Source organism: Desulfitobacterium dehalogenans ATCC 51507, from assembly GCF_000243155.2.
Taxonomy (GTDB): Bacteria; Bacillota; Desulfitobacteriia; order Desulfitobacteriales; family Desulfitobacteriaceae; genus Desulfitobacterium; species Desulfitobacterium dehalogenans.
In genome coordinates this window covers 3555086-3576683 of record NC_018017.1, presented here as the reverse complement: position 1 = coordinate 3576683, position 21598 = coordinate 3555086, and the positions used below count along the sequence as shown (strand labels likewise).

Here is a 21598-nt window from a genome sequence, read left to right as displayed (position 1 = left end):
CAGCCGCGGCTGGCGGTAAGAAGGAAAGAAAAAGTCGAAATGAAGGAGGAAATAGTTAAGGAAGGTAGAATAATATTTATAGACCCTAAATATATCTAGAATATATATTGTACACCAAAAAAGTCTGATTTTAAAGAAAGATTTTATAGAAAACTTGGCTGGTGGCAAGCCTCTGGCGCAGACAGCTGCCTAGTTGCACTTATTCAGGAGGAAAGTATGCAACGAAGTTATGCTTTACGAAAGTGAAAAAGAGGATTCTTGAGTTTTTTGGCGAAACAATAAATGTATTATTATCTTGACAATCTGTCAAAAATATGGCATAGGGGTGGCGAATTACAATCAGTGGACTATAGAATTCCTGAGGAAATCGTTGAAGAAGTCAGATTGCGTTCCGATATCGTGGATACAATTTCCGAATATGTACGACTTCAACGGAAAGGGAAGAATTACCTAGGCCTCTGTCCGTTTCATTCGGAAAAGACCCCGAGTTTTACGGTAACCCCGGATAAACAGATTTTTTATTGCTTCGGTTGCCATACGGGTGGTAATGTATTTTCTTTTTTAATGAAAAAAGAAAACTGGAATTTTGTCGAAACGGTGGAGCATTTAGCTCAAAAACACGGTATTGTTCTCCCGGAGAAAGAGCTTTCACCCCGTGAGAAAGAACAACAAACCCGTCGACGTCGTTGGGAAGAGATTCACGATTGGGCAACGGGTTATTTTCATGAAGTCCTATTGCATAAACCTGAAGGAGAGCCTGGAAGGCTGTACTTTAAGCAGCGAGGGATAGATGAAGAGACCATAAAGCAATTTCGTTTAGGGTATGCTCCCGAACGATGGGACGGACTGATTGAGGCACTCAGTGCCCGGGGAGTAAACCCCCAGGAGTTGGCTCAAGCCGGACTTGCCTTGGAACGAGACCATTCGGAAGGGAAATCCCGCGGCTTCTATGACCGTTTCCGGAAAAGGGTAATCTTTGCAATACTTGACTCGCGTCAAAAGACCATTGGCTTTGGAGGGCGAGTTTTAGATAATTCTACACCAAAATATCTGAATTCACCAGAGACTGCTTTTTTTAACAAGGGACATCATTTATATGGAATGCACCGAGCTCACCAGGGGATCCGGGAACACGGATTCGCTCTTCTGGCAGAAGGTTACATGGATGTTATCGCCTTACAAAAAGCAGGCTTCAAAAACGCAGTAGCCTCTTTGGGAACAGCCTTAACCCGGGAGCAGGCAAAATTGATCCATCGCTACACTGGGCGGGTAGTGATCGTTTATGATTCGGATCAGGCTGGAACTCAAGCAACACTTCGAGCGGGTGAACTATTGCGGGATATGGGTTTTCGGGTAGATATCTTAAGTCTGTCCGGAGCTAAGGACCCGGATGAATACCTAAAAACCTTCGGAGTGGAAGAATTTAATAAAGCGTTAGCTCAGGCAGAGCCCTATATTCAGTTTAAATATCAGATCCATGTCAAGACGAAACCAACTCTATCGGCTCCGGAGAAAGCAGAATTGGTCCGTGAATTAGCCTCGGATATTATAAAAGTGCAAAGTCCTGTGGAGCGGGAAGGGTATGAGCGGTTTCTGAGTCTGGAGTTGGGTTTAACTTTAGATAGGGTTCAAGCGGAAATTGCAGGATTTGACCGAAAACCTTCGAAAAGGGCCTCTGAAGAGGAATTATTTCCTAACAAACAGGATATTTCTGTAAAAAAAAGGGATAATATCAATAGGTGTGCAAATCCGACTCAAACTGGAGCATCAGTACCTGATGGAGTGATTCGAGCTGAGCAAGTTCTGTTACGTCTTTTGCTTGAACAATTGATTCCTGTCTCAGAATTCAAGGAACAATTCGAAGAGGGATTTTGGAAGGTAGCTTATCATCAGCAGATATTTGATTATATTGAAAAAGCACGCTGTATTGGAAAAGGAGCTATGCCCAGTATGGAATCCGACGCTTTGCAAAGCAAGGTAGCCCAACTCATGCTGGAAGATATGGAGCTATCCAATCCAGAACGACTTTTCCATGATTGTATTAAACAGATTCGTTCGATAAATGAAGAAGAAACTGTGGAAGAGCTTCAGGCTCGAATGGTTGAATTAGAAAAATCCGGCGATTTGACAGGTGCTTTAGCCCTGTTAAAAGAGATAGGAGAGCGGTTGAGAAGTGGCGAAAAGTAAGGTCATGAGCACACAGAAAAATGAAACCAAGAAGGGAGGGGAATCTATGAATGATGACCAACTAAAGGTCGATGCGGTGAAAGAGCTGATACAAAAAGGCCAGAAAAAAGGTTCTTTAACCTACCGGGAGATCATGGATACCCTCCAAGGAATTGAGCTCACAGCCGAACAGATTGACGAAGTGTATGAACAGATCGGCCGGATGGGGATTGATATCATCCCTGAAGCGGGTGAAGTGGAAGCATTGGAAAAGGCCACTGATGAAATCCCCGACGATGTGGATGACCCTGATGCTGAGGAAGAGGTGGATGTGGATGTGGATCTTTCCATTCCCGAAGGGGTAGGGATTGATGATCCTGTCCGTATGTACCTTAAAGAGATTGGTCGAGTTCCCCTTCTTACGGCAGAAGAGGAGATTGAACTGGCCAAACGCATGGAACAAGGGGACGAAAGTGCTAAACGCCGTTTGGCAGAAGCCAATTTGCGTCTTGTTGTCAGCATCGCCAAACGTTATGTAGGCCGGGGGATGCTTTTCCTGGATTTGATTCAGGAAGGTAACCTGGGACTGATTAAGGCTGTGGAAAAATTTGATTATGTAAAAGGCTTTAAGTTCTCAACCTATGCCACATGGTGGATTCGCCAGGCTATTACTCGAGCTATTGCCGATCAGGCAAGAACTATTCGAATTCCTGTGCATATGGTGGAAACCATCAATAAGCTGATTCGGGTATCACGCCAGCTCCTGCAGGAATTAGGACGTGAACCAACCCCCGAGGAAATTGCTGTTCAAATGGATATTTCAGTAGAACGGGTCCGGGAAATTATGAAGATTGCCCAAGAGCCGGTATCCTTAGAGACGCCCATTGGAGAAGAAGAAGATTCCCATTTAGGGGACTTCATTCCTGATGAGGATGCCCCGGCGCCCTCGGAGGCGGCTTCCTTTATCCTGTTAAAAGAACAGCTGGAGGAAGTATTAGAGACTCTGACTCCCCGGGAAGAGAAGGTTCTGCGTTTGCGTTTTGGTCTTGATGACGGTCGTACCCGGACTTTGGAGGAAGTAGGCCAGGAATTCGGCGTAACTCGGGAACGGATTCGTCAGATTGAGGCCAAAGCCCTGCGGAAACTTCGTCATCCCAGCCGCAGCAAGAAGCTTAAGGATTACCTTGAATAAGAACCAAGGGGATAGGTCAAAGGCTTCTCACTATTTAGAACAAAAAAACATCAAATATAAGCTTGACTAGCTAATACGAATCTCGTATAATAAACTCTGCAAAGGGCATTCCTCGATAGCTCAATGGTGGAGCAACCGGCTGTTAACCGGTAGGTTGCAGGTTCGAGTCCTGCTCGGGGAGCCATTTTTTTATTGGGCCTATAGCTCAGCGGTAGAGCGGCCGGCTCATAACCGGTTGGTCCCAGGTTCGAATCCTGGTGGGCCCACCACTATAACAATGGCCCGTTGGTCAAGCGGCCTAAGACACCGCCCTTTCACGGCGGTAACACGGGTTCGAATCCCGTACGGGTCACCACTTAAGAACGAATGTAGCGAGATGTATTAAGCATCTCGCTATTTTTGTTGAAAGGAGTTAACCTATGGCTGTTTCCGTAAATTTGGGACCACGCCTTCAACGTGTGGCGGCATTTGTTCCTGAAGGTTCCCGGCTGGGGGATATCGGGACCGATCATGCTTATTTACCGATTTTCCTATGGGAGAATAAAAAGATTATAAAGGCTGTGGCAGTGGATGTTCATGAGGGACCTTATCGCTCCGCTTGCTCAGCTATCGAAAGCCGAGGGTTGCAATCGGTCATTGATGTCCGGTATGGGGATGGATTAAAGCCCATTCAGGTAGGGGAAGTGGATACTCTCACTTTAGCCGGAATGGGCGGGAATACGATGCTGGAGATTTTTGCCGCCCGGCCGGAAGTTTTGTCTCAGGTTAATGACCTCATTCTCCAGCCTCAAGGAGCTGAGGGGAAAGTGCGCCTGACCTTGCTGCAAGCAGGCTGGCAGATGAAGCAGGAAGAGTATGTAGCTGAAGAAGGCCGAATCTATGGGGTGATGCATTTCTCGCGTCGGGAAGGATATGCCTTGGAGGAGCTGCAGCGCAAAGTACAAAAGTGGCAGGATCTGGTTTGGGGGGCGTTAGGTGATTCCCAGTGGAGTGAAAGCCTTCTTACAAAGTGGATCTGGGAATTTGGTCCCCTTGCTTTAGATTCTCCCAGTGAAGAACTTAGAGTGCTGATACTGGAGCAGATACAAACACTGCGGAGAACTAACCATGAAATGCAAAAGTCCAACCAGGAGAAGGTGCAAAAGCGCATTCAGGAGTACGTCATGTCCATCAAAGTATTGGAGGAGTTGGAAAAATGCCTGTTTCCGTTGGTTTAATTGCTCAAACCATTGAAAAGATTGCCCCCAAGGCTTGGGCCGAGGAATGGGACAATGTAGGGCTGTTGGTGGGGGATTTTGCTGCCCCTGTAGAGCGAATTCTGGTAACCCTGGATGCTACTCCGGAAGTCCTGCAGGAAGCCCGGGAAAAGGATGTACAACTGATCATAGCCCATCATCCCATCCTGTTTAGAGCCCTGAAAAATCTCCGCTCTGACAATCAAGGAGCAAGATTACCTATCCAAATGATTCAATCGGGAATCGCCTACTATGCAGCCCATACTAATTTGGACCAATCTTCCTTGTCTTCCAGCTGGAGTCTGGGAAGGGCTTTAGAACTGGAAAAGATGGAGCATTTTAAAATATCACATACAGAAAAGCTTGTTAAATTGGTTGCCTTCATTCCTAAAGACCATGCCGAGGAGGTTCGCCAGGCTCTCGTGAAAGCAGGGGTTGGGGAAGGGATCACAGACGGCCCCCATGCTTCTGAGTATGCCGAGTGCTTCTTTGCCGGAGAAGGAACGGGAATGTTCCGGCCTCTAGGAGAGGCTCAGCCCATCATCGGTGAGATTGGCGAACTGACGCGAGTAGAGGAGATAAGGCTGGAGAGCATTATCCCTGAGCACCGCATAGACCGCGTGGTGAAAGCTTTGAAAAAAGCACACCCTTACGAGGAGCCCGCTTATGATTTAATCCCTCTCTATAACACGGGAGCAAGCCGGGGCTATGGTATTATGGGTTATTTAAAAGAGCCCGAGAGTCTGGGTAGTTTTTCTCTTAAACTCTCTGCGAGTTTAAAAAAACTTGCTCCTATCTCCTTGGCAGAGGAACCTACCGTACGCATTTCTGGAAGTCCTGAGCAGACTCTTCGCAAAATAGCCATTGTCAATGGGAGCGGAGGGAGCTTTATCTCCAAAGCACTATTCAAAGGGGTCGACCTCTTGATCACCGGAGATGTGAGTCATCATGAAGCGTTAGATGCTCTTGAAGCAGGACTGTCCATCATGGATATGGGGCACTTCTGGGGCGAAATCCCTATGGTGAAGGCCTTGGCAGAGTATTTAAAAGGGGAAAAAGCTTTGGCAGAGGTTGAAGTGATCATCAGTGAAAAAATGAAAAATCCATGGAGAACGCTGAATACTTAGATTTTGTAAAGGCATTTCTATTGTTAAATAGAAGTGCTTTTTTTAACTCTAAAATCTTCTGTAATTGCTAATAACTAAAAAGAAATAAATAGCAAAATGCGAAGCATTCTATTAGCAAGAAAAGAGGGATTATTCTGAATATAAATTATTGACACACAAAGTCTTTTGTTGTAGAATAATGTCGTAAGGAAGTTGAAATTATTCCAAATGTTATAAAAAGAAAAGCAGTATTGTCTGGGTATTTTTAATAGAGTGATTGGAATCACGGATTTAAATACGAAAGCATGCTAAAGTGTAATTACTGAAAATTTCCTTTAATAACAATTCATTGTTTTCACTGCATTAAGTATATGGAATGGAAATATAAGGGGGACTACATTATGAGCCGTACAGAATTTTTACGTCTAGAACGGGACCGCATTTTGAAACAACTCTCTCAAGGTCCCGAGAATAAAGCAAAGTTGCTTACATCTCTGATGGATATTGATGCTGAAATGGAACAAATTCGTCAACCACAGAAGAGTTTTGCCAAAAGCTAAGTAGGTTGGAAATCAATCCATTTAAATCTATTTGACCAAAAGGTCAGAATCAAGTAAGATAGTTAAGCAAAGCCAATTGGATGGTCGCGGAAGTAAGAACCGAAAGGTTGCTTCTGAGGAAAGTCCGGGCTCCATAGGGCAAGGTGCTGGGTAACACCCAGTGGGAGAAATCCTAAGGACAGTGCAACAGAGATATACCGCCGATAGCGGAAGTTAGTCCTGAGACTGACTTTTCGAGTAGGTAAGGGTGGAAAGGTGAGGTAAGAGCTCACCGGCAGCCTGGTGACAGGCTGGCCCTGCAAACCCCACTTGGAGCAAGACCGAATAGGGAGACTATGAAACGGCCCGTTTTTGTCTCCGGGTAAGGTCGCTTGAGGCCGTTGGTAACAACGGTCCTAGATAGATGATCATCACCTTCTGAAAGGAAGGTACAGAACCCGGCTTACAGATTGGCTTTGCACTGCATTTTACCGATGAGTTTAAAAACTTTCGAAAATAGTCCTCTTCGTGAGATTTCACGCTGGAGGGCTTTTTTGTATTGGAATGCTTGATTGGCATGCTTAATTGGTATGGGTATAAATATTAAGGCGCAGAAGTTTAGGTCTTGAATAGATCCACGCCAGCGGGAGAAAGCTATGTGCAACTATCTTTCTGGAAGGTGTAATTAATATGAAAGCAATCGTCTATGAAGGAGTTCGAGATGTGAAGGTCAAGAATGTTGGGGACCCGGAAATACAAAAACCCGACGACATCATTGTCAAGGTTACATCCACAGCCATATGCGGCTCGGATCTCCATCTTATTCATGGTATGGTCCCTAATATGCCTGAGGGATTTGTCCTTGGCCATGAGACCATGGGTATCGTGGAAGAGGTAGGCAAGGATGTCTATAAGGTCAAAAAAGGAGAACGGGTCATCGTTCCTTTTCCTATCGCATGCGGGCATTGTTGGTACTGTGAGCATGACCTATGGAGTCAATGTGATAACGCGAACCCGGAAGTGGAATCGGGAGCGTATTTTGGCTATAGCAGCACCTTTGGGGGTTATGATGGAGGACAGGCAGAGTATCTGAGAGTTCCTTATGCTAACGTGGGACCCAGGGTGGTTCCGGAGGAGTTAACCGATGAGCAGGTCCTCTTCTTAACAGATATCCTACCGACCTCTTACTGGGGAGTGGAAATCGGTGGGGTAAAAAAGGGTGATACAGTGGTAGTTCTGGGGTGTGGACCGGTAGGTCTATTGACTATCAAATGGGCCATTTTCCAGGGGGCCAAACGAGTCATTGCTGTAGATCACATTAGCTACCGGTTGGATCATGCCTATAGGCATTACGGGGTGGAGACTATTAACTTTGAGGACCACGACAACACTGGAGAGTATATTAAGGAGATAACTCACGGAGGTGCGGATGTGGTTATCGACTGTGTGGGTATGGATGGAAAAGCATCCACCCTAGAGAAAATCGAGACCTTGCTTAAACTCCAGGGGGGATCTAAATCTGCCATTGAGATTGCCACTCAAGCGGTAAGAAAAGGCGGGACCGTAGCTTTGGTAGGTGTCTATGGGTCAAAATACAATCTATTTCCTCTAGGGGATTTCTTCTCCAGGAATATCACCTTGAAGATGGGGCAATGTCCGGCTCACTCCTATGTGGATTCTATCTTGGGATTAATCAAAACAGGCCGATTCGATGCAACGGATATCATTACTCATCGGCTTTCTTTGGATAAAGGAGAACATGCTTATGAGATTTTTGATGAGAAAAAGGATAACTGTATTAAAGTTGTGTTGAAACCATAGGAATGGAGATTTAACTCAAAAGTTAATATAAAAAGGGACGGACCAAAGTTTTTTTGCTTTGAGCCGTCCTTGATTTTTACTTAACCTCAATCTTATCTACATCCACGGCATGGTCAGCGACCACGACTAAACCTGCATTGCCTTTAAGGCTGGGATCATTGACCACAGTATAAGGCTTGCTGTGCTTGCGAGCGATTTTTATATATTTATCACGATATCTATAAGCCAAATCCCCGTTAAGGAGAAGGCGTATGGCACGAGGGTCCTTAAGCGCTTCCTCGATTTCGGGATAGACATGATTATCCTCCACTTGGTTTTTCGTCAGCAACCGTATTATCCGTTCGCGGAACTGACCAAGGTGCTGCACTTTCTCATGATGTTTGAGTTCAGGCGTTCCGTGCAGGCCCACCATAAGACGTTGTTCGAGTTCGCTTTGCTTCTCACTCATACATAGATCCCCCCTTACACAGGATAAATAACCTTCTATAGAGTGCCCTGATTATCCTTCTTCTATAGGAAATCTAAATGATGGATTCAGAAATCTTGCGATGGACTTTAGCCAGACGGCTATTGCGAAGGTAGAGAAGAAAGTCTGCCGAGACCATAAGAAGGTTCAGTATATAAAGGTAGATTACCAGATCATACTGGTAAAAGAGCTTGTGCAGGATGCCTGCGATATAACCGAAGATGATGATAACGAGAAAGAAAGGGCTTTTTCCTTCCATGGACCGGGATATATAGGATTTGTAAATGGAAAAAGGCCATGCGGCTCCAAAACTAAGGAGCATAAGGGCTTCAAAGATACTCACACAAACGCCTCCTAGGGGAATAGTATGCAGTTCATGCTTATTTTCATAGAACTCATTCTTAAATTATACACTTGTTCCAGAGAACTGTCTCCGGAATTTAGATATTCGAAATATTGCGAACCTTCCTGAAAACCTATATTCTATTGTCAAAGTGGGAATGACAGGTTTACACTTAAAAAAGATAGTGCGCACATATTGCATAAATGATGGCAAGAGCATGCAATACTTAAGAGGTGTAAGGAGGGAATTTCTATGAAGATCAGCACTACTGCACAGGCAGGGGCACTGGAATCCAACGATGTACTGGTGACAGTGATGCCCAATGACCAAGGTGGAGTTCAAATTCAATTAGAAACCAAACGAGTCATCTTCAAGCAATTCGGTAAACAAATCGAGGAAGTTGTGCGAGGCAAGGTGTCTGAAATGGATGTGGATGATGTCATCATTAAAGTCCAGGACAAAGGCGCTTTGAACTATACCATTCGGGCACGAGTTCAGACGGCTTTGGAAAGGGCGCTTGCTTCTGGAACGCGTGATTAATTTTTATAGCCTGATTTTGAAACGATGTTTAGCTTAGCTTTTTAGGGTTTTCTTATGAAGGGAGACGCTTTTAATGATGAAGAGAAGAAGAAGCCTTTTGATACTATCCGGAAACAGTCCGAAAAGCATGCAGGATGCACCTGTGTTTGAACCTGATGTGGTTTTGTTCGATTTGGAAGAAAGAGTCCTTCCCCAAGAAAAGGATAGTGCCCGTCATCTGGTCAGAGAAGCACTCAGCTTCTTGGACTACTCTAAGGTCGAGGTCATGGTCCGGATCAATCCTCTGGACACAGAAGAAGGGCAAAAGGATATGGAGAGTATCCCCCGGGTAAAGCCGGGGGCGCTGGTTATCCCTAAGGCCAATCCGGAAATCATCCGACAAGTGGATAGTATACTTGCGGCTATAGAAAGTGAAGAGGGATTTCTTAAGGGCGGTATTGAATTGATTCCTGTCCTGGAAACGGCTCTTGGTATAGAGACTATGAACACCCTTATCAGGATTTCTCCCCGGGTTACCGGGGTATGGCTTAATGCCGAGGGTCTCATGGCCGAGTTTGGAGCAAAACGCACAAAAGAAGGGGATGAACTTCTTTATGTCCGTGGCCGAGTGGGCATCGCCTGCCGGGCAGCTGGTATCCATGCCATCGATACCTGTTTTACTGATAGCAATGATAACGAGGGTTTGGAGAAGGATGCCTTAACGGCGAAAAGACTGGGCTTTACAGGCAAATTAGCCCTGGATGGCCGCCAGATTGATACCCTGAATACCATCTTCTGATACAAAAGGATCTAGAGAAGGGAAGAAAATGCTATGAAGAATAACCTTGGAAGAGAGATCCCGGATTACATAGAAGGCTACGGAACAGTCAGACCATTCATGGGGGCCTTTGCCAATTATGGTGAACGGGCTAAGGCTTCAGTGACTCTGCGCTCGGTTAAACCTGGCGAGAAGAAGCTGCTGGCCACTATTGAAGAAGCTCTGGATAAAGTGGGAATCCAGGATGGGATGACTGTATCCTTTCATCATCATTTAAGGAATGGAGATTATGTCCTTAACCAGGTGATGGCTGCTATCGCCAAACGTGGGGTCAAAGATATCCATGTGGCGGCAACAGGGATTTTCCCCATTCACGAGCCCCTTGTGGAGTATATAAAAAAGGGAATCGTGACTAAGATTTCCGTCAACTATATTTCCCCTGGGCCTGTGGCTAAAGCTATTTCCCAGGGTTTCCTGCAAAAGCCCGCCGTGTTTATGAGCCATGGAGGACGTCCTCGGGCGATTGAAAGCGGGGACCTTCATATTGATGTAGCCTTTATTGCAGCTCCCACAGCCGACGCCTATGGAAATATCAATGGAGTGGGCGGACCTGCCGCTTGTGGTACCTTATCCTACGCTGTGGCCGATGCCTTCTTTGCGGATAAGGTCGTGGCGGTTACCGATCATTTAGCTCCATACCCGGCCTGTCCTATTGAGATTACCCAAGACTTTGTCGATTATGTGGTCCAGGTGGATTCCATCGGTGATGCCAATGGTATCGTTTCGGGAACTCTTACCGTGACCAAAGATCCTGTGGGGCTGCGGATTGCCAAAATGGCCGCTCAACTTATCAATGAAGCCGGTTATATCCAAAATGAAATGTCCTTCCAAACAGGAGCCGGTGGGACATCCTTAGCTGTAGCTGCTGAAGTACGCAAATTCATGAAGGAAAAGAAGGTGGTCGGGTCCTTTGCTGCCGGCGGAATCACAGGCTATATCGTAGACATGCTCAATGAAGGGCTGTTTCGAAACCTTTTCGATGTGCAATGCTTTGATCTGAAAGCAGTGGCATCCTATAGGGAAAATCCTCGCCATCAGGCCATGTCCGGTTCGCTCTATGGGAATCCTCATGACAAAGGAGCCATCGTTAATAACCTGGATATCATGATCTTAGGAGCCACAGAGATCGACACGGACTTTAATGTGAATGTGGTTACCGGCTCCGATGGGATCATCATGGGAGCTTCTGGGGGGCATAACGACACAGCAGCGGGCTCCAAGATCGCCATTATCGTAACTAATCTGACCAAGGGGCGGCTGCCGGTAATTAAAGATAGAGTCACGACAGTGACCACCCCTGGGGAAACCATTGATGTCTTAGTGACAGAGCGTGGTATTGCCATCAATCCCAGACGAACCGATCTTTTGGAAAAACTCAAGGATAGCAAACTTCCCATCATAACTATTGAGGAACTCAAGAAAATATCGGAAAGGCTGACAGGGGTTCCTGAAACTATCGAGTTCACTGAGCGGGTGGTGGCTGTGGTGGAATACCGTGATGGGACAGTCATTGACGTGGTAAGAGAACCCAAAGATTAAAGGAAAAAAATCAACAACTCTGGGTGGAAATGCAAGTTGCATCGCCCCGGTGAATAGGATATTATTATCTTAACGAAGGGTCGACAAAGTGCTAACAAGCACTGATATTGACTGGAGTTAGTCTTTCTAAAAAAGACTTAAAGATTCAAAAAGAATTGGAAAACTGAATACGTACTCCAAACTCCCGAGATTTACCTAAAAGAGAGAAAAAACGGTATAAGGGGCGTGTGCATTATGAAATTTCAAGACATGGGACGAAGCGCGCGTATTGAACTGGCGAAGATGGCGAAGCAATTGGGGATGAAGTATATCGGCTATAATCCCACAGCCCAGCAGGTTTCGCTGGAGTACAAAGGTAAAGGGGTTACTTACCATGTGGATGAGTTGGTTGCAGCCTACCAACAATCCAATCATATGACTTCATGAAAACTTAAATAATAATACAAAAAAGGGACTCTAAAAGTCCCTTTTTACGTGCAAATTAAAAGGCGCATACGGTTTTCAGCTCTTTTCACAATTAGCCATGAGCAAGCATGGGCTGTTGCATTAAATAAGCTGATTTGCGTTTGCGCCTCAAATGCATATTAATAGGCATACGTTTAACATTGTATGTGGTGGAGAAGGTAACAGGAAGTGGACGATAGGGTTCGACCACATCCAGGGCACGTGCTTCCTCAAAGGCACGGTACTCCTGCCAATGGGCATAGAATTCCTCCTTGCTTACATCGCATACCTCCCCTCCTGTCAGCTGGAAGAGATAACGATCGTTATCGGGGTCTTGGACATAACAGATGATAAGATTATCGTGGAAGTACAATAGAAATCCCACCTTCCTCTTAGTTTTAGTTAGCCTTTTGACCAATTATTCCTCTCTTGGTTTTAACATTAGTTTAACAAACTATTGATGAATTGAAAAGTGAAATATCCGACAAAATCAACCCACCCTTAAGCACTGTCCACTCGTAAGATTAAACTTCCGGGAAGAAAACTTCAAATAAACGGATTAATACTCGATTCCTGACGAACGATTTTTTTAAAAACCCCTGTGTCATCCCGAAAGAGTATCACTACCTTCAGATGACACAGGGGTAAATTCAATAGCTGTTTTCCCGCAGGTTTTGCACACGACTAAATAATTTATGCTGCAACGGCATCCTATTCAGTTATAATGGGATAGTGTTTGTTTATACCTTTACTTGCTTTTCGTAGAAGAATGAGGAGATCAGCTTAAAGCCCAGATGGTTCATACCAAAGAGATGTTCCGTGCTTCCGGTGAAGAGAATTCCTCCAGGATTCAAGGAGTTGGCGAACTTACGATAGAGCATGTCTTTGGCTTCTTCAGTAAAGTAAATGACCACATTGCGGCAGGCCAGAAGATCGAAGCCTGAATCAAAGCGATCGGTGAGAAGGTTTTGCCTTTGGAAGGTTACAGAGCGTTTGACCTGTTCTTTGATTTGGTAGCCGCCATCCACAGGGGTAAAATACTTCTTGATAATCTCCGGGGGAGTGCTGGCGAAATCAGCTTCCTTATAAATGCCTTTTTTCGCTTGCTCCAGGACATTGACATCAATATCAGAAGCCAAAATACTGAAACGAGCCTGAGGGAAGTACTCCATTAATGTAATGGCCATGGTATAAGGTTCCTGCCCGCTGGAACATCCTGCGCTCCAGATTTTTAAGGAGGGCTTCTTCTCAAGAAGCTTCGGGAGAATCACTTCTCTTAAGGTCTTCCATTGGTTGGTGTCCCGGAAGAACTGGGTGACATTGATGGTTAAATGTTTAAAAAAGGCGTCATACAATTCCTTATCCTGATCCAATGCTTTAATGAAGTCCGGGAAGGTCTTGTAACTATGAGAGGTCATAAAGCTCCTGATACGCCGCTCCATTTGATTTTGCTTATAAAAATTAAGATCGAGTCCGCTTTTCGGGTGGAAAGCTTTGATAAACCACTCATAAGTATTGGTATCTAAGTTTGCCAAGGAAGCACCTCTTTTCATCTCTATTAGCCTATTTAAATTCTAACTTTAAGCATAAAGAAGGAATTTTGCCCGGTCAAGATGAATCATCCAAATAGGTCAATGATAAGTCCGCGAATTTCATCGATTTGATTAAGAATCTCTAAAGGCTTAGCCTGTGTATCCAGCACTTTCTGCCCGAGTTCTTCAAGGGCTTTATCAATATCGTTGATTCGTGAGAGAACCTTAGGCCGTCCTTGGAAATCCCAAAAGGATTCTTCAGAGACCCGACGGCTTTGCCCGAAGGTTGAGCGTAAAAAGGATTTGACCAACTCTTTAAAATCAGATAAATCTCGCAGGGAGAAGCTTTCGGCCAATTGCTGGCCCTTCTTCTCCAGGCGGGTCAAAAACTCCTGAAGCTCCTGACCTTGCAGCTTCCGAGTCTGGCTCATAATTTGATTGAAATCCAGCTCCCCTTTTTGGGATGAGGGGCTGGGGCGGGTCAGGGACTCGGGTTGTTGAGCTCCGTTAATTCGTATAGGCATTGCCATTCCCCCTGTAAAAGACTTGAAAGGACGCTGTACATGCAAACACGACGCTTTTTTTTGAAAATGTTATTTGGTCTTGGAGCCTTTACTTTACCATGGATTGGCTTTGACAACAAGTTAAAAGCAGCTATTGAACCCTTAATGAAGCAACCCAGAGCCAAGCTCTATGTGGTCCCGCCGGAAGCTCAAACGATTTATGAGTATTTCCAATCGGCAAGCCTCAGCAAAACAGCTATGGATGATATCCTCGCTTTGAGTTCTCCGGAGATGGAGGGCAGACGGACCGGTCAAGCCGGTGAGGGAAGAGCTTCCCAATATCTGTCCAGGGAACTGAGCATGCTGGGCCTGAAGCCCATGGGAGATAGCAATAAGAGCTTTGCTCATGCCTTTACGATTCATGAAGTGAAAGAGACTGTCGTCGGTAACCGTTTAACCTTTGCTGTGGGTAACCCTGACACTCTCCGGGCTCCCAGCCTGAACATTCTTGGCGGCCTTAAGGGGGAAACGGAGGAAGTTATCCTGGTTTCTGCCCATTATGATCACCTGGGAATTTTTGAAGGACAGTTGTATCCGGGGGCCAATGACAACGCTTCCGGAGTGGGCTGTGTCCTTGATGTGATTAGACGGCTGGTTCGGGAGAAGGCGGCTCCCAAAAAGACTTTGGTCTTTGCCTTCTGGAGCGGCGAAGAGATGGGCTTTTTGGGTTCTAAAGCGTTTGTAAGGAATCCCAGTTTTCCCTTAGATAGAATAAAGGCCGTTATCAACGTAGATACCATTGGTAACGGCATGATTGGAAATTTCGGTCTTTGGGCGGATGATAAGGCCAAGATAGCTGCTGAGGCTGTTCAAAAGGCGGCCGCTGAGGTAGGAGCCAGTGCGATGATAGTTCAAAGCAATGGTCATAACAGCGACCAAATCACCTTTGCCAAAGCGGGTATCCCCGCGGTGACCCTTCTGGCTCGGGAGTGGCTGGAGAATAATCACACCACCCAGGATACGATTGGGATAGTTAAAAGAGAACAGGTTCAGCTGGCTACGGAAATCGTGTATCGAGCGGTCAAGAGCCTTGCTTTTTAGAAGTCTAATTTGACGGAGTTGCGGATGTTCCTGAGGTCGGATCGGCTGCCAGGGACTGTCCGGGCTCCGTTAAATCATATTTGGAGCGGAGGATGACCAGGTCGACGCGACGATTTCTTGCCCGGCCGGCTTCGGTGTTATTTGATGTGATAGGACGGTACTCCCCATAACCGGTAGCGGAGAGCTGTTCGGCAGGGATGATCTCCTGCATGATGCGAACCACGTTGGTGGCCCGTAGTACGGAAAGCTCCCAGTTGCTGGGGAACCGGCCGGTGTTAATGGGAAGATTATCCGTATGTCCTTCTACTTTAATGTAGTTCGGAGCCGAGGCCAGGACGTTGTTGATTTTATCGAGGATTTCCCGAGCTTTGGGGGTGATTTCCGCAGCTCCGCTCTCGAAAAGGAGGGTGTCCTGAATACTAATGACCAGCCCGCGCTCTTCAATGGAGGAGACCAGCTTAGCCTCGATGCCATTGTCTGAAGCAAATTTATCCAGCTTTTGCTTAATGGCTTCAATAGTCATATTCTCCATATCGGTACCGTCACCTTTGCCATTTCCTTCGCCATTCTCGGGCCCTTTTCCTTCCTTCGGCTTGTTGACGGGGTAAGTTTCAATCAGGTTCGGCCCGGAGGGAGAGGTGCCGATTTCTATCTGAGCAGGGGTGCCTCCACCTAAAGCGATGCTGAGGGACTCAGCGATGGCTTGGAATTTATTCGCATCCACCTGGCTCATGGAATACATAACTACAAAGAAAATCATGAGCAGAGTGATGAGGTCCGAATAGGTCAGGAGCCAGCGTTCGGAACTATCTTTTTCAGGTTCTTCAGTTCGTTTTCTCGCCATGTGTTCACCTTAATTCTATACTATGTTTGGTTACAGTGTTATTCTGAGCTTATGCGAAAGTTCTTTCCCCTGACTCATTTCGTGGGATCGCCGGCTCAGGCATATTACCAAGATGGGTTTTTAACTTTTCTTTGAGAATAGAGGGGTTTTCCCCGGCTTGAATGGAGAGAATTCCATCCATAATCATTTCCATAGAGGCTACTTCGATTTTATCCTTTTGCTTGAGTTTTGTGGCAATGGGTAGATAGAGAAGATTGGCAAAGCATACACCATACAAGGTTGCCAAAAATGCTCCTGCGATGGATTTAGAGAGGGACTCCGGGTCCGTAAGATTACCTAAGACGTGGACCAATCCCATGACAGTACCGATAATCCCGAGGGTGGGGCTATAACCCCCTGCGGCTTCGAAGACGGAGATGCCGACTTTATGGCGTTTTTCCATCACGGCAATATTGGATTCAAGGATTTCCCTGGTAATATCCGGATCCGTGCCGTCGATGACCAGCTGCATCCCCTGACGTGTAAAACGATCCTCCACCTCTTCAAGCTCTTGCTCAAGACTGAGCAGACCTTCACGACGGGCCTTTTCGGCAAAGCGAATGAGAGTCTCATAAGCTTCTATCGTGCCATAGCTTTTATCAGTAAAAGCAATCTTCATCCAAGTGGGAAATTTCTTCATTTCCTTCAAGGGAAAACTGGCAAAGACTGCTCCGAAGGTGCCGCCGAAAACAATAATGGCCGGAGGGAGAAGAAAGAGCGCGCTGATATGCCCCCCTTCGAGGAGAAAGCCCAGAATTAATGCTCCAAAACCGATGAGAATCCCTAATAATGTTGAAATGTCCATCATACTTGGCCGGTGCTTACTCTTAAAGACACAATAAACTAAAGTACCGGCTACCCCCTTTGCTAAGATTTTTGCATAGAAATTTTTAGTAAAAAAAGACACCATTCTATTTATCGAAAAAAAAGGCATAAAACTTTATAGGGCTAAAGGCCTATAACATAAGAATAAGTACGCTTTAAGATGTCGTCCGAGTCGATGTTATTGTTATATATTATTATAGTAGAAAAGGTAGTGGACTCGTCAAGGCCAAGGCCCAAATTTCCAAGCGCGGGTCTGTTGACAAATAGGGTAAATCATAGCGATTAAGGACCATCAACAATAATTAACTGAGAGATTTCTCTGCAGACTTACTATCCTCAGCTTAATTTGCGGATAGGAGACAGCTGGCCTGAGCGGTGCTGTCCCATACTTCACCAATCTTTTCAGGTTCAGGGCCATTGCCGAAAAGAGGCATTGTTCCTGGACTTTCTCAATGCCTCGCTTGCGAGTGAATCTTAGATTGTGACATCGCTTTTGAAGAGCAAAATTCCCTTCACATATTACCTGCCGCTTGCGCATGACGTAGCGGTATAAGGCTGTTCCGACTAAGGCGTGATGGCGTTCCTGATCTTCTTGATAGAAATCCCGTCTGACTTCTTTGTAATTCGCCTTCCCGGCAATACATTGACTTTTCAAAGGACAGTTTTTACAATCTTCTGATCGTGTGACATAGTTTTTACCCACTCTGTAATGTGCTTTTCTTACACCTATGTAACGCAGTGTGCAGTCGTTAGGACAGATATAACGGTCATTCTGAACGTCATAGTGAAAATCCTCAATGGTAAACAGTCCTCTTTCTTTACGCCAATGGGCTGTATGACCAGGATTGACAGGGATATAGGCTCTTATTCCAAGCTGATGTAATCCATGATGAACTGCCACTGTATCATAGCCGCTATCCAATCCCGCATAGCGGAAAGGAAGTCGACATTCTTTCTTTTGGTAAGCTATCCGTTCCACACAATAGGGGGCGTCGGTCACATCCCCCGGCGTGACATGGACGTCGGTTACGATACCATAGCGGATATCTGAGCTTTGATGGCAAAGGTAGTGAAAGCCTGCTGGCTTGGGATGTCTGTGCATCCACCCGGCTTCAGGATCAGAGAGAGACTTTTTTTTAACCGTCAAGGTCATGTCTGCCTCTTCTGTTTTTTGCCGGATATGACCGCCATGCTCGTCGTTGAGCTTGAGCCAGTAGTCATTGGGACCTTCCACAAGAAGGACTTTCTCTGCATGTCCGTTAGCGGCATTGGCTTTAATATGGGTGGAATCCATGACAACGCATTCACCGCCGATGAGTCCTGCTTCGGCGCAACGCTCAACCACGGTGTTAAAGATCTCCCGAAACACTTCCGTATCTTTGAACCGGCGTCTGCGGTTTTGAGAAAAGACCGAGTGATCCGGAACCTTATCTTCTAAGTCAAGACCTAGAAACCAACGATAGGCGATATTGACGAGGATCTCTTGTTCCAGCTTCCGTTCGGAGTCTATTCCGTAGAGGTAGCCGATCAGGAGCATTTTTACCAGAACAACCGGATCAATCGACGGTCTTCCTTTATCGCTGTATAACGGTCTCATGATGTCATAGACAAAGCTGAAATCTATGGCTGCGTCCAGCTTGCGCAGAAAGTGCCCTTTCGGCACGAGGTCCTCCATAAAGACACAAAGCATCCGGTTTTGTTTGTGTTGTTGCTCTTTCATCATTGGCGCCACCCCCTACACCATTATACCATGTCGAAGGAGATACCCTTTGATTTTCTAGGGTCTAAGGGGAGTGATGGTGAAAAAACGCCGGTTTTGAGACGAGTCATCTAGATGAGTAATTTCGAAATGATCTAATCTTAAACTTACTTGTCATATCTCGATGTTGGCTGACAAGCATCTGTGCTTTTGTCAACAGACCCGCGCTTGGAAATTTGGGGCAAGTCCGATTTACGGTCGGTCTTAATCTGGTAAAAGGAAACACAAAATTATCTGGGTCAAGGGATAGCCTTGATATTCGGAGAGAAATGGAGAAATTCTAATGCTGATGAACATAATCCTGCTAAATAACCTCTCATCTTTCCGGAGAGAATGTCGATAACAAAGATAAGATAGTGTGTACGGGAGTGAATTCGAAATGAAAATAGATGGAACGTCAATGTCCTCGATCGGTAGTATCCAAGCGACCAACCGAGTGGCATCCATCGCTAAAAAAGCTGCAATACCTGGTCAGGAACAAGACGGCATCAAAGTCTCCGACAAGGGACAGCTCTATCAAAATCTTTTACAGAAAGTCAAGGAGATTCCTGAAGTTCGTGAAGAACGGATTCGAGAAATTACAGAGCAGATCAATAAAGGTGAATTCAAGATCGATGCGCAGTCCATTGCCGGTAAGCTGCTCGGTCAAGAATGATCCGCATTCTTTGCCCCAAAAGGAGGTTTTATTGTGCCTGATATTAAGCAGTTGAATGAAAACTTAAAGCAACAAGCGTCTCTCTATAAAGAACTCAAACATTATGCTCAGATGAAGCAACAGGCACTGCTCAAAAACGATCTCCATGAGATTGAAGCCACGACAATTCAGGAAGAGCAGCTTCTTCTCGAAGCCTCCCGTCTGGAAAAGGAGCGGCTTCTATGGGCAGAGCAGATCGCCCAGCACTTAGGGAAAGCTCCCGAAAGCATTACTTTAAAAGAATTAGCAGAGCGTTTTCCGGAACTGACCGATGTTAAGACTGAATTGGAAAACGTTGTGATGAATTTGAAAGAAGTCAATGAACTCAATAATCAACTTCTTAAGCAGGCCATGAAAGTGATCGACCTAACCCTTAGCGTGATTACCGCACAACCCAGCGGCAGTACCTATAACCGCCCTGGGGGGAAAGAGAGCGAAGCGAAGACGGTTCACTTTCTCGATCGAAATATTTAGAGGAGGATTCGTATGCGCTCCACATTTTCTGGTTTAGAGTTAGCGAGGCGGGCACTGGAATCTCAGCAGATCGCTTTGGATACCACGGGGCATAATATTGCCAACGCCAATACCAAAGGCTATACCCGCCAAGTGGTTAATTTGCAGGCAACATTATCCGATAGAATCCCCGGCATGGGGAACTACTTGAGCATTGGTACAGGGGTCACCGTCAAAAGCATCGAGCGGGCCCGGGATATCTTTATCGATCGGCAATTCCGTTGGGAGAATTCCAAATACTCCTATTGGGCAGCCCGTGAAAATACCCTGATGAAGATCGAAGGGCTCCTCAATGAGCCTTCGGATAACAGTTTAAGCAATGATTTGACTCAATTTTGGAATGCTTGGAGTGTGCTTGCCAATAATCCGGAAAACTTAGGCGCCCGTTCCGTCATTTTAGAAAGAGCGGCCACTCTCGCCGACACCCTCCATCATATCGACCAACAGATTACCGAGTTGCAAAAAAGCCTCGACTCCAGCGTGCGGGTCCAGGTCGGCCAGATTAATAACTATGCCAAGCAAATCCAGGAACTGAACCATCAGATTAAGAAGGTCCAAGTCTCCGGGGACAATCCCAATGACCTGTTGGATCAACGGGACGCCTTGGTGGATGAGCTTTCCAAGCTGGTCAATGTCCGGGTTGTGGAAAGCCGGGATCCTAACTTTACAGATCGAGAGGTCAATATCTTTAAGCTTTATATCGGCAATGAAAAAGCAACCGACCAGATCCTTGTCGATGATACGAAGGCCTATCAGCTGGCGACACCTGAGGCGGCCGGAGCGGATGGGGAGCCTTTTGCTGAAGTAAAATGGGGTGCGGGACATCCTTTAGCCGGTGCTTCCGTTAATTTGGGTGAAGGCTCGGGAGAGCTCCATTCCAGCATCTTATTGCGGGGTTCCGGATTTGATTATGATACCGCTAACGGGGATACCAAAGCTACTGCGCATCTGGCCTATTTGCGGGATCAGTATAACCAGCTGGCCAAAGGTATTGCTGAAGCGGTGAATGCAATTCATAAGACAGGGATAGATAGGGATAATAATTCTGGTCTCGATTTTTTCGATACCAGTGTAGGAACGATCACTGCCGCTAATATTAAAGTGAATGCAGCACTGATAAGTGATCCCTGGAAAATCGCCACCGGAAAAGTTACAAAAGATGAAAACGGAAACCCGGTGGGAGCTTATGGTAACGGAGAAGTTGCTAAAGCTATTAGTTCTCTGTCCACAGGCTGGACCGGGCTTGCTGGTTTGACAGACCCTGTGACCGGGGCTCCTATAACAACTCCGCCCCCTCCTCCTTTATCGGCAGCTTCTATTGGTGATTATTATGGGGCAGCTCTCGCCGAGCTGGGGGTCGATGCCCAGCAAGCGACCCGGATGAAGGAAGGCCAGGCAGTCCTTGTCACTCATATGTATAATCAACGGGAATCCGTGGTCGGAGTAAACATGGATGAGGAAATCACAAATCTGGTCAAATTCCAGAAGAGTTACACTGCGGCAGCGCGGATCGTGACCATGCTGGACAGTATGCTGGATACTATCGTCAATGGAATGGGTATTACTCGTTAGAATAAGAA

General features: G+C 46.0%; 22 protein-coding genes, 3 tRNA genes and 1 other RNA gene. 18 read left to right on the top strand and 8 right to left on the bottom strand.

Annotated features, from left to right (window positions below; translation table 11 throughout):
- The first annotated feature begins 282 nt into the window (after positions 1 to 282).
- From dnaG to DESDE_RS17315, 10 genes are all read left to right on the top strand, one after another.
- On the top strand, positions 283 to 2187 hold the full coding sequence (gene dnaG, locus DESDE_RS17350; RefSeq protein ID WP_014795327.1) for a DNA primase: 1905 nt from the start codon (positions 283 to 285) through the stop codon (positions 2185 to 2187).
- Positions 2174 to 3358 (top strand): RNA polymerase sigma factor RpoD, encoded by a 1185-nt coding sequence (gene rpoD / locus DESDE_RS17345; protein ID WP_014795326.1) that lies wholly within the window; start codon positions 2174 to 2176, stop codon positions 3356 to 3358. The genes dnaG and rpoD overlap by 14 nt, the downstream gene beginning before the upstream one ends.
- A gap of 109 nt (positions 3359 to 3467) precedes the next feature.
- Positions 3468 to 3542, top strand: a tRNA-Asn gene (locus DESDE_RS17340).
- A 10-nt stretch (positions 3543 to 3552) separates the two neighbouring features.
- Positions 3553 to 3627 (top strand) — tRNA-Ile (locus tag DESDE_RS17335).
- Between the two features lie 10 nt (positions 3628 to 3637).
- Positions 3638 to 3713: transfer RNA gene (locus tag DESDE_RS17330), tRNA-Glu, on the top strand.
- Positions 3714 to 3777: 64 nt separating this feature from the next.
- Positions 3778 to 4575 (top strand): tRNA (adenine(22)-N(1))-methyltransferase, encoded by a 798-nt coding sequence (locus DESDE_RS17325; RefSeq protein ID WP_014795325.1) that lies wholly within the window; start codon positions 3778 to 3780, stop codon positions 4573 to 4575.
- Positions 4554 to 5720 carry a Nif3-like dinuclear metal center hexameric protein gene (locus DESDE_RS17320; protein ID WP_014795324.1) on the top strand — a complete coding sequence of 389 codons (1167 nt, stop codon included), beginning with the start codon at positions 4554 to 4556 and terminating at the stop codon, positions 5718 to 5720. Before DESDE_RS17325 ends, DESDE_RS17320 begins: the two co-directional genes overlap by 22 nt.
- 380 nt (positions 5721 to 6100) lie before the next feature.
- Positions 6101 to 6259 (top strand): hypothetical protein, encoded by a 159-nt coding sequence (locus DESDE_RS22145; RefSeq protein WP_014795323.1) that lies wholly within the window; start codon positions 6101 to 6103, stop codon positions 6257 to 6259.
- A gap of 68 nt (positions 6260 to 6327) precedes the next feature.
- Positions 6328 to 6720: RNase P RNA component class A (gene rnpB, locus DESDE_RS20850), an RNA gene on the top strand.
- A 208-nt stretch (positions 6721 to 6928) separates the two neighbouring features.
- Positions 6929 to 8059: a zinc-dependent alcohol dehydrogenase gene (locus tag DESDE_RS17315; protein WP_014795322.1), complete on the top strand. Its 1131-nt coding sequence runs from the start codon at positions 6929 to 6931 to the stop codon at positions 8057 to 8059.
- 76 nt (positions 8060 to 8135) lie between these two features.
- On the opposite strand, the gene DESDE_RS17310 is transcribed toward DESDE_RS17315, so the two are convergent.
- Complete coding sequence (locus tag DESDE_RS17310) at positions 8136 to 8507, bottom strand: YueI family protein (RefSeq protein WP_014795321.1); 372 nt, start codon at positions 8505 to 8507, stop codon at positions 8136 to 8138.
- Between the two features lie 73 nt (positions 8508 to 8580).
- Complete coding sequence (locus DESDE_RS17305; RefSeq protein WP_014795320.1) at positions 8581 to 8868, bottom strand: hypothetical protein; 288 nt, start codon at positions 8866 to 8868, stop codon at positions 8581 to 8583.
- Between the two features lie 252 nt (positions 8869 to 9120).
- Between DESDE_RS17305 and citD the strand changes: the two genes are divergently transcribed.
- From citD to DESDE_RS17285, 4 genes are all read left to right on the top strand, one after another.
- Positions 9121 to 9408 carry a citrate lyase acyl carrier protein gene (gene citD, locus DESDE_RS17300; protein ID WP_014795319.1) on the top strand — a complete coding sequence of 96 codons (288 nt, stop codon included), beginning with the start codon at positions 9121 to 9123 and terminating at the stop codon, positions 9406 to 9408.
- 73 nt (positions 9409 to 9481) lie between these two features.
- Positions 9482 to 10186, top strand: coding sequence for an HpcH/HpaI aldolase/citrate lyase family protein (locus tag DESDE_RS17295; RefSeq protein WP_014795318.1), 705 nt, complete (start codon positions 9482 to 9484; stop codon positions 10184 to 10186).
- Between the two features lie 33 nt (positions 10187 to 10219).
- Positions 10220 to 11764 carry a citrate lyase subunit alpha gene (gene citF, locus DESDE_RS17290; RefSeq protein WP_014795317.1) on the top strand — a complete coding sequence of 515 codons (1545 nt, stop codon included), beginning with the start codon at positions 10220 to 10222 and terminating at the stop codon, positions 11762 to 11764.
- Positions 11765 to 11998: 234 nt separating this feature from the next.
- Positions 11999 to 12190 carry a Rossmann-fold NAD(P)-binding domain-containing protein gene (locus DESDE_RS17285; RefSeq protein WP_014795316.1) on the top strand — a complete coding sequence of 64 codons (192 nt, stop codon included), beginning with the start codon at positions 11999 to 12001 and terminating at the stop codon, positions 12188 to 12190.
- 91 nt (positions 12191 to 12281) lie between these two features.
- Here DESDE_RS17285 and DESDE_RS17280 read toward each other — a convergent pair whose 3' ends face one another.
- From DESDE_RS17280 to DESDE_RS17270, 3 genes are all read right to left on the bottom strand, one after another.
- Positions 12282 to 12581, bottom strand: coding sequence for a hypothetical protein (locus tag DESDE_RS17280; protein ID WP_014795315.1), 300 nt, complete (start codon positions 12579 to 12581; stop codon positions 12282 to 12284).
- Positions 12582 to 12948: 367 nt separating this feature from the next.
- A complete protein-coding gene (locus DESDE_RS17275; protein WP_014795314.1) occupies positions 12949 to 13743 on the bottom strand; it encodes a CheR family methyltransferase in 795 nt (264 codons plus the stop codon).
- Between the two features lie 83 nt (positions 13744 to 13826).
- On the bottom strand, positions 13827 to 14264 hold the full coding sequence (locus tag DESDE_RS17270; protein ID WP_014795313.1) for a YaaR family protein: 438 nt from the start codon (positions 14262 to 14264) through the stop codon (positions 13827 to 13829).
- 39 nt (positions 14265 to 14303) lie between these two features.
- Between DESDE_RS17270 and DESDE_RS17265 the strand changes: the two genes are divergently transcribed.
- The gene (locus tag DESDE_RS17265; RefSeq protein ID WP_014795312.1) at positions 14304 to 15344 is read left to right on the top strand and encodes a M28 family metallopeptidase; all 1041 of its coding nucleotides are present in this window, start codon (positions 14304 to 14306) and stop codon (positions 15342 to 15344) included.
- A 4-nt stretch (positions 15345 to 15348) separates the two neighbouring features.
- Here the strand turns inward: DESDE_RS17265 and DESDE_RS17260 are convergent, their stop codons facing one another.
- From DESDE_RS17260 to DESDE_RS17250, 3 genes are all read right to left on the bottom strand, one after another.
- Positions 15349 to 16188 (bottom strand): flagellar motor protein MotB, encoded by an 840-nt coding sequence (locus DESDE_RS17260; RefSeq protein WP_014795311.1) that lies wholly within the window; start codon positions 16186 to 16188, stop codon positions 15349 to 15351.
- A 49-nt stretch (positions 16189 to 16237) separates the two neighbouring features.
- Positions 16238 to 17032 (bottom strand): flagellar motor protein, encoded by a 795-nt coding sequence (locus DESDE_RS17255; protein ID WP_028305617.1) that lies wholly within the window; start codon positions 17030 to 17032, stop codon positions 16238 to 16240.
- Positions 17033 to 17344: 312 nt separating this feature from the next.
- Positions 17345 to 18775 carry a transposase gene (locus DESDE_RS17250; RefSeq protein WP_014794560.1) on the bottom strand — a complete coding sequence of 477 codons (1431 nt, stop codon included), beginning with the start codon at positions 18773 to 18775 and terminating at the stop codon, positions 17345 to 17347.
- A gap of 415 nt (positions 18776 to 19190) precedes the next feature.
- Between DESDE_RS17250 and flgM the strand changes: the two genes are divergently transcribed.
- The 3 genes from flgM to flgK are packed head-to-tail and all read left to right on the top strand — an operon-like array spanning position 19191 to position 21590.
- A complete protein-coding gene (gene flgM, locus DESDE_RS17245; RefSeq protein WP_014795309.1) occupies positions 19191 to 19466 on the top strand; it encodes a flagellar biosynthesis anti-sigma factor FlgM in 276 nt (91 codons plus the stop codon).
- A 33-nt stretch (positions 19467 to 19499) separates the two neighbouring features.
- Positions 19500 to 19979 (top strand): flagellar protein FlgN, encoded by a 480-nt coding sequence (locus DESDE_RS17240; RefSeq protein ID WP_014795308.1) that lies wholly within the window; start codon positions 19500 to 19502, stop codon positions 19977 to 19979.
- 12 nt (positions 19980 to 19991) lie between these two features.
- Positions 19992 to 21590 (top strand): flagellar hook-associated protein FlgK, encoded by a 1599-nt coding sequence (gene flgK, locus DESDE_RS17235; RefSeq protein ID WP_014795307.1) that lies wholly within the window; start codon positions 19992 to 19994, stop codon positions 21588 to 21590.
- The last annotated feature ends 8 nt before the right edge of the window (positions 21591 to 21598 follow it).